General features: G+C 71.9%; 10 protein-coding genes and 1 pseudogene. 5 read left to right on the top strand and 6 right to left on the bottom strand.

The annotated features are described in order from the left end of the window. Positions 1-21: 21 nt before the first annotated feature. The 3 genes from egtC to OG344_RS01135 are packed head-to-tail and all read right to left on the bottom strand — an operon-like array spanning position 22 to position 3,197. Positions 22-738 (bottom strand): ergothioneine biosynthesis protein EgtC, encoded by a 717-nt coding sequence (gene egtC / locus OG344_RS01125; protein ID WP_405086571.1) that lies wholly within the window; start codon positions 736-738, stop codon positions 22-24. A gap of 3 nt (positions 739-741) precedes the next feature. Continuing rightward, on the bottom strand, positions 742-2,019 hold the full coding sequence (gene egtB, locus OG344_RS01130; RefSeq protein WP_405089029.1) for an ergothioneine biosynthesis protein EgtB: 1,278 nt from the start codon (positions 2,017-2,019) through the stop codon (positions 742-744). A gap of 17 nt (positions 2,020-2,036) precedes the next feature. Then, complete coding sequence (locus OG344_RS01135; protein WP_405086572.1) at positions 2,037-3,197, bottom strand: glutamate-cysteine ligase family protein; 1,161 nt, start codon at positions 3,195-3,197, stop codon at positions 2,037-2,039. Positions 3,198-3,362: 165 nt separating this feature from the next. On the opposite strand from OG344_RS01135, the gene dapD reads away from it, so the two are divergent. Both dapD and OG344_RS01145 read left to right on the top strand, forming a co-directional pair. Next, positions 3,363-4,328: a 2,3,4,5-tetrahydropyridine-2,6-dicarboxylate N-succinyltransferase gene (dapD, locus tag OG344_RS01140; RefSeq protein WP_327047375.1), complete on the top strand. Its 966-nt coding sequence runs from the start codon at positions 3,363-3,365 to the stop codon at positions 4,326-4,328. 110 nt (positions 4,329-4,438) lie between these two features. Continuing rightward, complete coding sequence (locus tag OG344_RS01145; protein WP_191910244.1) at positions 4,439-4,615, top strand: hypothetical protein; 177 nt, start codon at positions 4,439-4,441, stop codon at positions 4,613-4,615. 129 nt (positions 4,616-4,744) lie between these two features. Here OG344_RS01145 and OG344_RS01150 read toward each other — a convergent pair whose 3' ends face one another. After that, the gene (locus tag OG344_RS01150; protein WP_405086573.1) at positions 4,745-6,625 is read right to left on the bottom strand and encodes a glycoside hydrolase family 6 protein; all 1,881 of its coding nucleotides are present in this window, start codon (positions 6,623-6,625) and stop codon (positions 4,745-4,747) included. 377 nt (positions 6,626-7,002) lie between these two features. Here OG344_RS01150 and OG344_RS01155 point away from each other — a divergent pair, with 377 nt between their 5' ends. From OG344_RS01155 to OG344_RS01165, 3 genes are all read left to right on the top strand, one after another. Next, complete coding sequence (locus OG344_RS01155; RefSeq protein ID WP_405086574.1) at positions 7,003-7,980, top strand: malate dehydrogenase; 978 nt, start codon at positions 7,003-7,005, stop codon at positions 7,978-7,980. 134 nt (positions 7,981-8,114) lie between these two features. Continuing rightward, positions 8,115-9,503 carry a dihydrolipoyl dehydrogenase family protein gene (locus tag OG344_RS01160; protein ID WP_405086575.1) on the top strand — a complete coding sequence of 463 codons (1,389 nt, stop codon included), beginning with the start codon at positions 8,115-8,117 and terminating at the stop codon, positions 9,501-9,503. Between the two features lie 58 nt (positions 9,504-9,561). Next, complete coding sequence (locus tag OG344_RS01165; RefSeq protein WP_405086576.1) at positions 9,562-10,650, top strand: hypothetical protein; 1,089 nt, start codon at positions 9,562-9,564, stop codon at positions 10,648-10,650. 102 nt (positions 10,651-10,752) lie between these two features. Here the strand turns inward: OG344_RS01165 and OG344_RS01170 are convergent. Continuing rightward, positions 10,753-11,238: pseudogene (locus tag OG344_RS01170) on the bottom strand (DUF998 domain-containing protein); the annotation flags it as partial. A gap of 72 nt (positions 11,239-11,310) precedes the next feature. Then, positions 11,311-12,984, bottom strand: coding sequence for an alpha-amylase family protein (locus OG344_RS01175; RefSeq protein ID WP_405086577.1), 1,674 nt, complete (start codon positions 12,982-12,984; stop codon positions 11,311-11,313). Positions 12,985-12,986: the final 2 nt, after the last annotated feature.

Genomic DNA, 12,986 nt, shown 5'->3' on the forward strand with positions numbered 1-12,986 from the left:
TCGGTGGCCGTCAGATGGGTGTCAGATGGGTGTCACCGCCACGCCGTCGGGGGTGGCGAGCAGCAGGCTGCGGTCGGGCACGGCCCGCCATCCGGGCCGGTCGTCCAGCGGCTCGCTGGAGACGAGCACTCCTTCCTCCAGGTGGGCGAACAGGGTGTCGCCCCAGGTGACGGCCGCCACCTCCGCGCCGCCGACGACGAGCAGGTTGAGCCGGGCGTGCCGGTCCCCCTCCGCGGCCCCGCGTACCACGAGGGACAGCGCGCCGGCGAGCGGCACGCCGTCGCGGAGGCGGGCGAACACCGCCGAGGCGAGCCACGCCGAGTCGCACGCGCTCTCCGGGCCGTCGTCCGGGCCGGTCACGAGGGGCCGGACCGCCTCCCGCCGGACCCTGCCGTTGTGGCTGAGCAGCCAGCGCCCGTCGGCGAACGGCGCGGTCGCCGTCTCCTCGACCGGCATGCCGGTCGTGGCCGACCGGACCGCCGCGAGCAGGCACGACGAGCGCGCCGCCGCGGCGAGGCCGGGCATGTTGGCGTCCGCCCAGATCGGCACCGCCCGGCGGTAGCGGACCGGCCCCGGCAGGGCCGCGTCGTACCACCCGAACCCGAACCCGTCCGCGTTCACGGTGCCGTACCTCTGCAGGCGCGGCGCGTACGACTGGCGCAGCAGGCCGTGCTCGGGGTCGCTGACGAGCGAGGCCAGGGACCGCGCCGGCCCCAGCCACGCCGCGTGGCGGCACACCGGCTAGTCCTCGGATCGCGCGCAGCGGAACCCGGCGAAGATCTGCCTGCGGATCGGGAGGTCCCAGTTGCGGAAGGTCGTCCGCACCGCCGAGGGATGGGTGGCCCACGAACCGCCGCGCAGCACCCGGTAGGTCTCCCCGAAGAAGACCTCGCTGTACTCCTTGTACGGGAAGCTGCGGAAGCCCGGATAGGGCTGGAACCAGGAGTCCGTCCACTCCCAGACGTCGCCGACGAGCTGTTCGACGCCGTACGGGCTCGCTCCCTTCGGGTACGCCCCGACCGGCGCGGGCCGGGCGGCCCGGTGTCCCAGGTTCGCCCGGTGACCGAGGTCGCCGGGCCCGGCGTCGCCCCAGGGATACTCGCGTCCCCCACACGCCTTCTCCCACTCGGCCTCGGTCGGCAACCTCTTGCCCGCCCACCGGGCGTACGCGTCGGCCTCGTACCACGAGACGTGCTGGACCGGCTCGTCCGGCGGGACCGGCTCCTCCCGGCCGAATCGGAGACGCCACCAGGTGTCGCCGTCCCTCGTCCAGAACAGCGGGGCGTCCACGCCGGTGCGCTGAACCCACTCCCAGCCCTGCGGCAGCCACCAGCGCGGGTCGCGGTAGCCGCCGTCCTCGACGAACCGCAGGTACGCCCCGCAGGTGACGGGGTGACGGTCGATCCAGTAGCCCGGCAGGTGCCGCCGGTGCGCCGGGCGTTCGTTGTCGTACGCCCAGGCCACCGTGTCCGTGCCCATGCCGAAGATCCCGGCGGGGATGTGGACCTCGGGGCCGGCGGCCGGAGCGCCGCCGGGCGGCAGCGCGCCGTCGCGCACCAGCCCCGGCCGCCGGGACAGCTGCAGCGTGGCCAGCATGGTCTCGCCGTGCTGGTGCTCGTGCTGCAGGACCAGCCCGAAGACGAAGCCGCCGGCCCGCAGCGGGTCGGGGTCGGCCGGGTCGAGCCGGTCGAGGACGTCGAGCACCCGGCCGCGTACGCCCGAGATGTACTTCCTGGCCTCGGCGGGGGTGAGCAGCGGCAGCGAGGGCCGGTCCGCACGCGGATACCTGAACGCGTCGTAGAGGTGGTCGATCTCCGGGCGCAGCGGCTCGATGCCGGCCGCCTCCCGGAGCACCCACAGCTCCTCGTAGTTGCCGACGTGGGCGAGGTCCCAGACCAGCGGCGACATGAGCGGCGAGTGCTGACGCGTCAGCACGTCGTCGTCGGCGTCGGTGTAGGCGAGGGACCGCTCCCGCACGGCGGCGAGCTCGGCCGCGATCCTGTCCTTCAGACCGGTCATGCCGATGTCGAGTTCGGTCACGCGAACATCTCCTCCATCCGGTCGGTGGCCGGCGGGCGGCCGGATTCGATGTGCCGGGAGGCGAACGCGCGGACCCGGGCGACCAGCCGGGGCCCGGCCCCGAGCCGGGGCAGGGCCTCGGCGGCGGCGCGGAAGCAGACGGAGGCGCAGCGGCGCAGGGCGGAGTCGGCGAGCCCGAGGCGGGCGGCGTCCGTCCAGCGGCCGGCGAGCGGCCGGGCGGCCTCCAGGGCGGTCGCCGCGGCCTGGTCGTCGGTGACGAGCGCGTGGACGACGGCCACGCACACGGGCCATCCGGCGGGCCCCTGCGCGTCGAGGTAGCGCACCTCCAGCCAGCCGCGGGGCCGCACCGGCGGGAAGAGCGTGGTGGCGTGATAGGCGATGTCGGCCTCGCCGGCGGGCCGCCCGGCCGCCCGGGCGAAGTCGCGGAACGCCGAGCCGTCGAGGACGGGCCGGCAGGCGTCGCCCTCCCGGACCATCATGAGACGCGCGTCGAGGAGGTAGCGCGCCCAGTCGTCCGCCGGGTCGTCCCCCGGGTCATCCGCCAGGTCGCCGCCGCCATTCAGGCGCTGGGCGACAGGAGCGGTCCTGGTCGGATCGAGGCGGCTCCACACCGCCTGGCGCCCGGAGGCCCACCCACCGGCGGGCGAGTTGGCGAAGGCGGCCACGAGCACCGGGCCGAGCGCGTGGGCGCGGTCCCAGCGAGCCCGCGGATCGTCGCCGACGTCCAGGTTGACCTGGATCGAGGCCGTCGAGCACATCATCGCCGGTCCGTACGGGCGGCCCAGGAAGGCGTCCATCGCCTCGTACCTCGGCTCGGTCAGCTGCCGGACGGGCGGACGGAGCACGTCGAGGCCGCGGTTGCCCAGCCGCAGCCCGGCCCGGGCGAGCGCGAGCCGCACGGCCTCGACGTCGGCGGTGAGCTTGGTGATCGCGGCGGGCAGGACGTCCGGCGGGGCCGACAGTTCGAGCTGGCCGCCCGGCTCGAAGGTCACCTTGCTGCCGCCCGGGAGCGGCGGGAGCGCGTCCTCGGTCCTGGCGACCGGGACCGGCCTCGCCGGGTCCATCGCGTCGAACACCAGGAACTCCAGCTCGACGCCCAAACGGTTCGACGTGACTCCGCGGAAGCAGTCCCGAGCGTACCCCTGCACGTCGGTCATCCGCCCCCCTCGCCTCACACGACCCGCCTCACACGACGGGCCTCACACGACTCGGTGGTGCCGAGTCAACTTTCCCCGTAAATGCGTGTTTGAACCCGAGCCCTACCGAGGCGGGCCCGCTCGGCCGAGGGGCCCTTCTCCGGGGTGCCGGTAGCGTAGGTGTCCATGACAGCTATGGACTCCACCTCTGGTGCGTACGGCATCGGCCTGGCCACGATCGCCGCGGACGGCACCGTGCTCGACACCTGGTTCCCCTTCCCGGCGCTGGGCGAGCCCCCGGCCGTGGGCACCGAGCCGATCTCCCACGAGGACCTGGGTGAGGGCATGGCGGAGCTCGTCGGCCCCGACCCCGCCCGCGGCGTCGAGGTCGTGGCCGTGCGCACCGGCATCGCCGATCTGGCGGCTCCCCCGGCCGACGCGCACGACGCGTACCTGCGCCTGCACCTGCTGTCCCACCGCCTGGTCCGGCCGCGCGCGCTCAACCTCGACGGGATCTTCGGGCTGCTGGCCAACGTCGTGTGGACCAGCCACGGCCCGTGCCGGGTCGAGGGCTTCGAGGAGGTGCGGCTGCGCCTCCGGGCCCGCGGCCCGGTGACTGTGTACGGCGTGGACAAGTTCCCCCGGATGGTCGACTACGTGCTGCCCGCGGGAGTGCGGATCGCCGACGCCGACCGCGTAAGGCTCGGCGCGCACCTGGCGAGCGGCACCACCGTCATGCACGAGGGCTTCGTCAACTACAACGCCGGCACGCTCGGCGCATCGATGGTGGAGGGCCGGATCTCCGCCGGGGTCGTCGTGGGCGACGGCTCCGACGTGGGCGGTGGCGCCTCGATCATGGGGACGCTGTCCGGCGGCGGCAAGGAGGTCATCTCGATCGGCGAGCGGTGCCTGCTCGGGGCCAACTCCGGCATCGGCATCTCGCTGGGCGACGACTGCGTGGTGGAGGCCGGGCTGTACGTCACGGCGGGCACCAAGGTCGCCCTCCCGGACGGGCAGGTCGTGAAGGCCAGGGAGCTGTCGGGCAAGTCGGGCCTGCTGCTGCGCCGCAACTCGACGACCGGGGCCGTCGAGGCGGTGGCCAGGGACAGCAGGGGCATCGAACTCAACGCCGCGCTGCACGCGAACGACTGATCTCCCCTACTGTGCCCCACGCGCGGCGCACCCTGAGATGTCCCTGAGTCGGCCCTGAACTTGGCCTTCGGCCCTGTGAGCGGGGGGAGTGCGGCCCGTACCGTGAAGGCATGGGACGCATTCTCCTCATCGCAGCAGCCGTCGTCGTCGGGTTCTTCCTTCTCGGCTCCGTGATCGGGCTCATCTTCGGCGCGCTGAAGTGGGTCCTGATCATCGGCGCGATCGCCCTGATCGTGTCGGTCGTGTTCAAGCTCACCCGGAGCAGCGGGTCGAGCCACTACACCTGACCTGCGCAGTACACACAAAAGCAATACACACAGAAGCAGTACCCACAGAAGCAGTACCCACAAAAGGGGCGGGCCCCGTCGCGATCGCGACGGGGCCCGCCTTCTTGTGCGCCTACGCGGTTTCTCGGGTTACGAGAGCGGCGGGTAGGCGTTCTGCATGAGCTGCTGGAACTGGGCGGAGAACCAGTGGCCCGAGACCGGGGCGCCGCCGAGAGCACCGGACATGCTGTTGCCGTTCAGCGAGTTACCCGTGTAGGTCGGGTCACACATCCGGTCGAAGCCCTTGCCCTCGTTGTTGTTGATGGCGGAGCTGGAGCCGTCGGACTCACCCGGGGGCTTGATCCAGACGTAGGCGTCGAGACCGGCGGCGGGGGCCGCCTTCGGCCGCTCACCCATGCCGGCGCCGGACTGGTTGCACCAGTTGCCGGCGTGGATCCGGCGGTCGACGCGGGACTGGTTGACGAAGGTGTCCACGTTGGTGGACGTGCTCGGCCCGGTCGGACGGGCCGAGCCGCCCCAGCCGTTGCGGGAGGTGTCGATCAGCATGCCCAGCGTGTTCGGGAAGCCCTTCGCCACCAGGGCGTTCCGGAGACCGACCGCGAAGGACTGCTCGTCCACGTAGTAGTTCCAGTCGACCCACTTGGACTGACGCACCGACTGGCCGTTCACGGTGGTGTTGATGTTGAAGTACGGCTCGACCGTCGCGGAGAAGTTGGCGGTGTTCAGGATGAAACCGTCGATGCTGCTCGTGCCCGCGGTGGTACCGGTGGCGACCTGGTAGAAGAGGTTCACCATCGGGCCGAAGTTGCTGTCCCAGCCGAGCCAGGCGTGGTGCGCCGCGTCCACGTAGGTGTAGACGTTCCGGATCGCGTGCAGCTTGTTCAGCGCGTACTGGACGCCCTGGACGTAGGCGCCCGAGGACTGGGCCTCCTGGCACGCCTGGAAGTTGCTGACGTTGGTGATCAGGTTCGGCAGCGAGTCGGGCTCGACGATCGTCACGATGCGGAGGTTCGAGTACTTCGAGTCGGCCATGATCCCGGCGATCACGTCGATGTACTCGGACTTGTACCGCGCGAGGCCGTTCTGCGCGATCTTCAGCTCACCGTTGGAGGAGAGCGCCGAGCAGTCACGGTTCGGGAGGTCGTAGATGACGACCTGGATCGTGAGAGGCGCGCTGCCGTTGGCCGCGTCCTGCCTGACCGCCTCGTCGAGGTGCTCACGCAGGCCCATGCTGTTGTTGCCGGCCGAGCCGGAGCTGATGGCGCCGATCTGGTCCAGCCAGACCGCCGTGGAGATGTTGGACACCCGCGAACCGCCCGGCTCGTTCGCCGCGCTCCGCGACCAGTCCGGGTTCACATAACCCGTGGCACCGACGTACGGGTTGTCCACGTGGGTCCCGGGCGGCGGCGACTGCGACGGGGACTGCGAGGGGGACTGCGAGGGGGACGGAGACGGCGTCCGCGAGGGCGACTGCGAGGGGGACGGAGACGGCGACTGGGACGGCGACTGCGACGGGGACGGGGACGGCGTCCGCGAGGGCGACTGCGACGGCGAGGGCGACGGCGACTGCGGGGTGCCGTTGCAGGACACGCCGTTGACCTTGAAGTCGGTCGGCTTCGGGTTGCTGCTGGTCCAGGTGCCGTTGAAGCCGATGTTGGTGGACGCGCCGGTCGCGAGCGACTTGTTCCAGTCGAGCGCGGTCGCGGTCACGTTGCTGCCGGACTGGCTCCAGTTCGCCGACCAGCCCTGGGCGACCTTCTGGCCGCTGTTCGGGAAGGTGAACGTGAGCGTCCAGTTGCTGAGGGCGTCACCGAGGTTCTGGATGGTGATGTTGGCGGACATGCCGCCCTGCCACTCGCTGGCGTCGTACGTGACTTTGCACGAGACCGCGGCATTCGCCGAAGTGGCGGTGGCCACGGCCGCCGTGGAGCCGATCGCGAGCACGGCCGCCGCGACCAGGCCGCGGCGCACCGTGGAGCTCACGGCTCCCGGTCGGGGGGTGGATCTCATTGGGAAGGTCCTCCTGGCGGTGGTTACTGCGCTTGGGAGCGCTCCCACGAACCATAGGCACCGCCCCCGGCGGCGTACAGAGACCCGTCAAGACCCACACCGCCATGAAAAGGCCACCCGGCGTGTACCCGCCGCCCGAACAGGGCATCCATGGTGACGTTACGCCCGAAGACGCCTGCGTGTTACGTGAAAGTTTCACCCATTCATCCGCGAAACGCGTGGCCAGGGCCCTACGGCGGGTCAACCGGACCCCGCGGACGGGACACCCCGGACCGCGACACCGGACACGGACCTGACGCGGACCTGACCTGGGCACGAGGGGACGGGGTCCGGCGGGTAGCATCCGTGAGTCACACATATCGCGAATGGGGATCGTCATGACCGTCAAAGTGACCGTCACCGGTGCTGCCGGCCAGATCGGTTACGCGCTGCTGTTCCGCGTCGCCTCGGGCCAGCTTCTCGGGGCCGACACCCCGGTGAAGCTCAGCCTCCTGGAGATCCCGCAGGCCGTGAAGGCGGCCGAGGGCACGGCGATGGAGCTCGACGACTGCGCGTTCCCGCTGCTGCGCGGCATCGAGATCTCCGACGACCCGGCCAAGGCCTTCGACGGCGCCAACGTCGCGCTGCTCGTCGGCGCCCGCCCCCGTACCAAGGGCATGGAGCGCGGCGACCTGCTCGAGGCCAACGGCGGGATCTTCGGCCCGCAGGGCAGGGCCATCAACGACAACGCCGCCGACGACATCCGCGTGCTCGTCGTGGGCAACCCGGCCAACACCAACGCGCTGATCGCGCGCTCCGCCGCTCCCGACGTGCCGGCCGAGCGGTTCACCGCGATGACCCGGCTCGACCACAACCGCGCGCTGTCGCAGCTCGCCGGCAAGCTGAGCGTGCCGGTGACCGAGATCAGCAAGATGACGATCTGGGGCAACCACAGCGCGACGCAGTACCCGGACCTCTTCCACACCGAGGTCGGCGGCAAGGTCGCGGCCGAGCTCGTCGAGGAGGAGTGGCTGCGCGACACCTTCATCCCGACCGTCGCCAAGCGCGGCGCGGCGATCATCGAGGCGCGCGGCGCGTCGTCGGCCGCGTCCGCCGCCAACGCGGCGATCGACCACGTGCACGACTGGGTGAACGGCACACCCGAGGGCGACTGGACCTCCGCCGCGGTGCCGTCCGACGGCTCGTACGGCGTGCCGGAAGGCCTCATCTCGTCCTTCCCGGTCGTGTCCAGGAACGGCCGCTGGGAGATCGTCCAGGGCCTGGAGATCGACGCGTTCTCCCGCGAGCGGATCGACGCCTCGGTCGGGGAGCTGGTGGAGGAGCGCGACGCCGTCCAGGCGCTCGGCCTCATCTGACGGCCGATTTGACGGCCGATCTGAAGAACGCGTGCGGAGGGGGTGGGCCGGTCACGGCCCGCCCCCTCCGCACGTTTACCCCGGCATTACCTGGTGCCGGGTGAGCTGTGGCCTTCCGGGGGCAGCGGACGGGCATGACTGCAGACGGCGCCTACGACGTTGTGGTGCTCGGCATGGGACCCGGCGGCGAGGGCGTCGCGGGACGGCTGGCGGAGGCGGGGCTCGGCGTGGCCGCCGTGGAGGCCGGCCTGATCGGGGGCGAGTGCGCCTACTGGGGCTGTGTCCCCTCGAAGATGATGGTGCGCGCGGCCGATCTGCTGGCCGAGGCCCGACGCGTGCCCGGCGTGGCCGGGTCGGTCCGGGTGACCCCGGCGTGGGCCCCGGTGATCGACCGGATCACCGGTGAGGGCACCGACGACTGGAGCGACGCCGGCAAGGCCGAGCACTTCGAGAGCGCCGGAGTCGAGGTCGTACGCGGCCGCGGCCGGATCACCGGCCCGCGCGAGGTGACCGTGAACGGCCGCCGGCTGCGCGCCCGCCGGGGGATCGTCGTCGCCACCGGCACCACGCCCGCCGTTCCGCCGATCGACGGCCTGGAGGGCACGCCGTACTGGACCAACCGGGACGCCGTCGTGGCGCGGCGGGTGCCCGAGTCGCTGATCGTGCTCGGCGGCGGAGCGGTCGGATGCGAGCTCGCCCAGGTCTTCGCCCGGTTCGGCGCCCGGGTCACGATCGTGGAGGGCGCCGGCCGCCTGCTGCCCCGTGAGGAGCCGGAGGCGGGCGCGCTGCTGGCCCGCGTGTTCGCCGGGGAACGCGTCGAGACGCGCGTCGGCGTCGCCGTCGAGCGGGTGCGGCACGACGGCACCGGCTTCACTCTGACGCTCGGCGACGGCCGGACCCTGCGCGCCGCGCACCTGCTGGTGGCGACCGGGCGCGACATCGATCTGGCGGCGATCGGCGCCGGGAACGCCGGCCTGGACGAGAAGGCCCGCTTCGTCGAGGTGGACGAGCGGATGCGGGCCGCCGACGGCGTCTGGGCGGTGGGCGACGTGACCGGCCGCGGAGCCTACACGCACGTCGCCGTCTACCAGGGCAGGATCGCCGCCCGCGACATCCTCGGCGAGGGCTGGCCCGCCGCCGACTACCGCGCGGTGCCGCGCGTCACGTTCACCGACCCGGAGGTGGGCGCGGTCGGCCTGACCGAGCGGGAGGCCGGGGAGGCCGGCGTCGAGGTGCGGGTCGGGTTCGCCGCGCTCGGCGACTCGGCCCGGGGCTGGATCCACGGGCCGGGGCACGAGGGCCTGGTCAAGCTGGTCGAGGACGCGCGGCGCGGGGTGCTCGTCGGCGCCACCAGCAGCGGCCCGGCGGGCGGCGAGGTCCTCGGCGCGCTCGTGGTCGCGGTGCAGAACGAGATCCCCACCGCGCGGCTGCGGCACATGATGTACGCGTATCCGACCTTCCACCGTGCCGTCGAGGACGCGCTGGAGACCCTCGACCACCGGCAGTCCGATATCAACACGTGACAGAACCGGCCGGGTCCCGGGCGGGTCCAATGCATGACATCCCAGAGAGGAGATGATCATGCAGCACCCCACCCGGCCGATCACACGAGGGCTGACCGGCCTCGCCCTGACCATGCTGACCGTTCCGGCACTCACCATCCCGGCGGCGGCACCCGCCGGCGCCACAGCCGCCCCCACAGCCGCCCCCACAGCCGCCACGCAGGCGCGGACCCCCCGCCACACGGGCCACCACATGATCCGCTACGCGTCGGTGGACTCCTGCCCGCGCAAGGACGGCACCACGACGCCCTGCCACACCTGGCGGCTGGACCTGCTCGACGGCAGGCGGGTCGCGCTCAAGGACGCCATGCTGTGGCCGCTGACCGCCAAGGGCAGGCCCGACAGGACCAACAGCGCCCCGCTCACCGTGAGCGGCGACGGCGAGTCGGTGGCCTACTTCCGCAGGTCCGACCACCGGCTCGTCGTACGCGAGTTCCACAGTGGAGTCCAGGGCGGGGTTCAGGGTGAGGTCCGCGTGATGCCGAGGAATCCGCTGCCGCACGGCGTCGGCATGAACGCGGCCTGGCTGAAGCTCTCCCAGGACGGCGACCGCCTGGCCCTCGGCTACACCACCGCGGACGGCCGCACCCGGGTGCGCCTGTTCGACGTGGCGCGGGCGAGCGCGACCGGCACCACCCCGAAGACGGACGCGTTCTCCGGCTTCAGCGGAGACGGCTCGGCCGTCCTCCTGCAGCGGGCCGGCGACGCGAACACCATCGGGCTGTCCGTCCACGACGACACGGGCGCCGAACTGGCCGCCGCCGTCCCGCCCCAGATCGTGGCCAACAACGGCCCGTGGGCGTTGTCCGCCGACGACCGCACCGTCGCCTTCGTCACCGGCCTCGGCAAGAAGGCGAGGCTGCACTTCTACGACGTCGCCACCGACCAGTCGACGGGCTCGGTCGGCTTCTCGCTGCCGAAGGACGCCTCGCTCGACATGATCGACTGGACCGGCGGGCACGAGGTGACCCTCCACCTCGTCCGGGTGCGGGGCTCGCGCGACGTGGTGACCGTCCTGAGGGTCGACACCGAGACGGGCCGGACCCGGGTGCGCGACTCCTACCAGGTCCGATCCGGCGCCTTCGCGTACCTGAGCTGCGGCGGCTGACACAGCGGCCGACACGGTAGCTGACACGGCGGAGGCGGCCGAGGCCGCCATCACCAGCAGCGCCGCGATCTCGGACACGACGGTCAGGCGCTGCGTGAGACCGGCGGGCACCATGCCGGGGTCGAGGCCCAGCGCGCGGAGGGCGTACGGCACGACCACCAGGACGAGCGACCCGAGCGCGGCCGAGCACAGCAGCCGGACCGGCCGCGAGCGGGTGGCCCTGGCCACGAGCAGCCCGGCCGGCGGAAGACTGACGAACGCGGCGAACGCCGCGTAGCGGTGGATGCCCCCGGCCACCGACAGCGACAGCCCGGGCCGGTCGGTCGGGAACCCGGCGACCAGCAGCAGGCAGCCGCTCCACAGGCCGACCAGCAGGGCCGCGCGCCGGTCCAGCCGTGCCAGCCGTACGGCGAGCACGGCGGAGCCGGCCGCGAGCAGCGTCAGCGAGACGGGCAGCAACGTGCCGTGCGGCGCGAACGCGTACTCACTGATCATGTCCCGCAGCGGGTCGAGCCCGGCCGTCAGGTGAAGCACGAACATCACGGCGGAGCCGGCGGCGACCAGCGCGTATCCCAGGACCATCCCCATGACTCATCACTGTGGCCATGGGGATGGCGGCGGCCCATCGGAGATCCACCGGAGTCGCCCCTGAGGCGTCCCCTAGGAAGGGTCCGCGGAGTCGGCGGGGGCGGTCTCGGGGGTGGAGGCCCGGAACCAGCGGCAGCCGTACCGGCCCATCGGGAAGCCGGCCCGGCCCGAGTCGCCGATCTCGACCCGGCCGTCCACGAGCAGGTCGGTCAGCACCTTCGAGGAGTCGAGCCCCTCCAGGGTGAGCTCCACCTCGGTCTCGGCGTCGCCGAGGTTGTGCACGGCGACGACCGTCTCGCCGTCGCAGTCCGCGCGGTGCGCGAACACCGCGTCCACGCCCGTGTCGAGCACGGTGTACTTCCCCCAGGCGAACTCCGGGCAGTCGCGGTAGTGCCGGATCAGGCGGGTGATCCACGCCAGGAGCGAGTCGGGGTCGCGTTCCTGCGCGCTGACGTTCACCTTCTCGTGGCCGAAGTCGCCCTTCGTCATGGGCATGCCGACCTTCGCGGGGTCGGCCTCGCTGAAGCCGCCGTTGCGGTGGGGGGTCCACTGCATGGGCGTCCGTACGGCGAGACGGCCCTCCAGCTCCAGGTTCTCCCCCATGCCGATCTCCTCGCCGTAGAAGAGCACCGGTGTGCCCGGCAGGGAGAACAGCAGGCTGTAGACCATCTTGATCCGCTCCCGGTCGCCGCCGAGCATCGGCGGCAGGCGGCGCCGCAGACCACGCCCGAACACCTGCATGTCCTTGTCCGGGCCGAACGCCGCGAAGATCTCCTCGCGCTCGGAGTCGCTGAGCTTGTCGAGCGTGAGCTCGTCGTGGTTGCGCATGAACGTCGCCCACTGGCTGTCCCTCGGCGGATTGGGCCGCTCCCGCAGCGCGGCGGCGAGCGGCCGGGCGTCCTTGCGCGCGAGCGACAGGTACGTCCGCTGCATGCTGATGAAGTCGAAGCACATGGTGAGCTCGTCGCCGAGGTCGTGGCCGAAGTACTTCACCAGGTCCGGGTACGGCAGGTTGACCTCGCCGAGCAGGATCGCGCTGCCGTCGCGGCGGCTGAGGAAGGCCCGCAGGCAGGCGAAGAACTCGTGCGGGTCGGGCAGGTCGTCACCGTCGTTGGTGACCTGCTCGATGAGGAACGGCACGGCGTCCACCCGGAACCCCGACAGGCCGAGCTCCATCCAGAAGCCGAGGATGCGGGAGATCTCGTCCCGCACCTCGTGGTTGGCGGTGTTGAGGTCGGGCTGGAACCGGTAGAACCGGTGGTAGTAGTATTGCTCGGTCTTCTCGTCGTACTCCCAGAGACTGTCCTCCTTGTCGGGGAACACCACGCCCTCGGGGTCGTCCGGCTCCGGCTTGTCCGACCAGATGTACCAGTCGCGGTAGCGGGAGTTCCGGCTCGAACGCGCCTCCTTGAACCAGGGATGCTGGTCGGAGGTGTGGTTGACCACGAGGTCCGCGATGACCCGGATGCCGCGGTCCCTGGCCACCCGCATGAACTCGACGAAGTCGCCGAGCGTCCCCAGGCGCGGGTCGACGTTGTAGAAGTCGGTGATGTCGTACCCGTCGTCCTTGTCAGGGGTCGGGAAGAACGGCATCAGCCAGATGCACGTGACACCCATCCTGTCCAGGTGGTCGATGCGCTGGATCGCGCCCCGGAAGTCGCCGATCCCGTCGCCGTCGCCGTCGGCGAAGGTCTCGATGTCGAGGCAGTACACGACCGCGTTCTTCCACCAGAGGTCGGAGGTCATGC

Source organism: Microbispora sp. NBC_01389 (genome assembly GCF_045040095.1).
Lineage (GTDB): Bacteria > Actinomycetota > Actinomycetes > Streptosporangiales > Streptosporangiaceae > Microbispora.

Excerpts from the sequence above, each read along its gene's own strand:
- OG344_RS01165 (WP_405086576.1), top strand. The coding sequence starts at position 9,562 with ATGCAGCACCCCACCCGGCCGATCACACGAGGGCTGACCGGCCTCGCC.
- OG344_RS01145 (WP_191910244.1), top strand. The coding sequence starts at position 4,439 with ATGGGACGCATTCTCCTCATCGCAGCAGCCGTCGTCGTCGGGTTCTTC.
- OG344_RS01135 (WP_405086572.1), bottom strand. The coding sequence starts at position 3,197 with ATGACCGACGTGCAGGGGTACGCTCGGGACTGCTTCCGCGGAGTCACG.
- OG344_RS01175 (WP_405086577.1), bottom strand. The coding sequence starts at position 12,984 with ATGACCTCCGACCTCTGGTGGAAGAACGCGGTCGTGTACTGCCTCGAC.
- OG344_RS01160 (WP_405086575.1), top strand. The coding sequence starts at position 8,115 with ATGACTGCAGACGGCGCCTACGACGTTGTGGTGCTCGGCATGGGACCC.
- dapD (WP_327047375.1), top strand. The coding sequence starts at position 3,363 with ATGACAGCTATGGACTCCACCTCTGGTGCGTACGGCATCGGCCTGGCC.
- OG344_RS01150 (WP_405086573.1), bottom strand. The coding sequence starts at position 6,625 with ATGAGATCCACCCCCCGACCGGGAGCCGTGAGCTCCACGGTGCGCCGC.
- OG344_RS01155 (WP_405086574.1), top strand. The coding sequence starts at position 7,003 with ATGACCGTCAAAGTGACCGTCACCGGTGCTGCCGGCCAGATCGGTTAC.
- egtB (WP_405089029.1), bottom strand. The coding sequence starts at position 2,019 with ATGACCGGTCTGAAGGACAGGATCGCGGCCGAGCTCGCCGCCGTGCGG.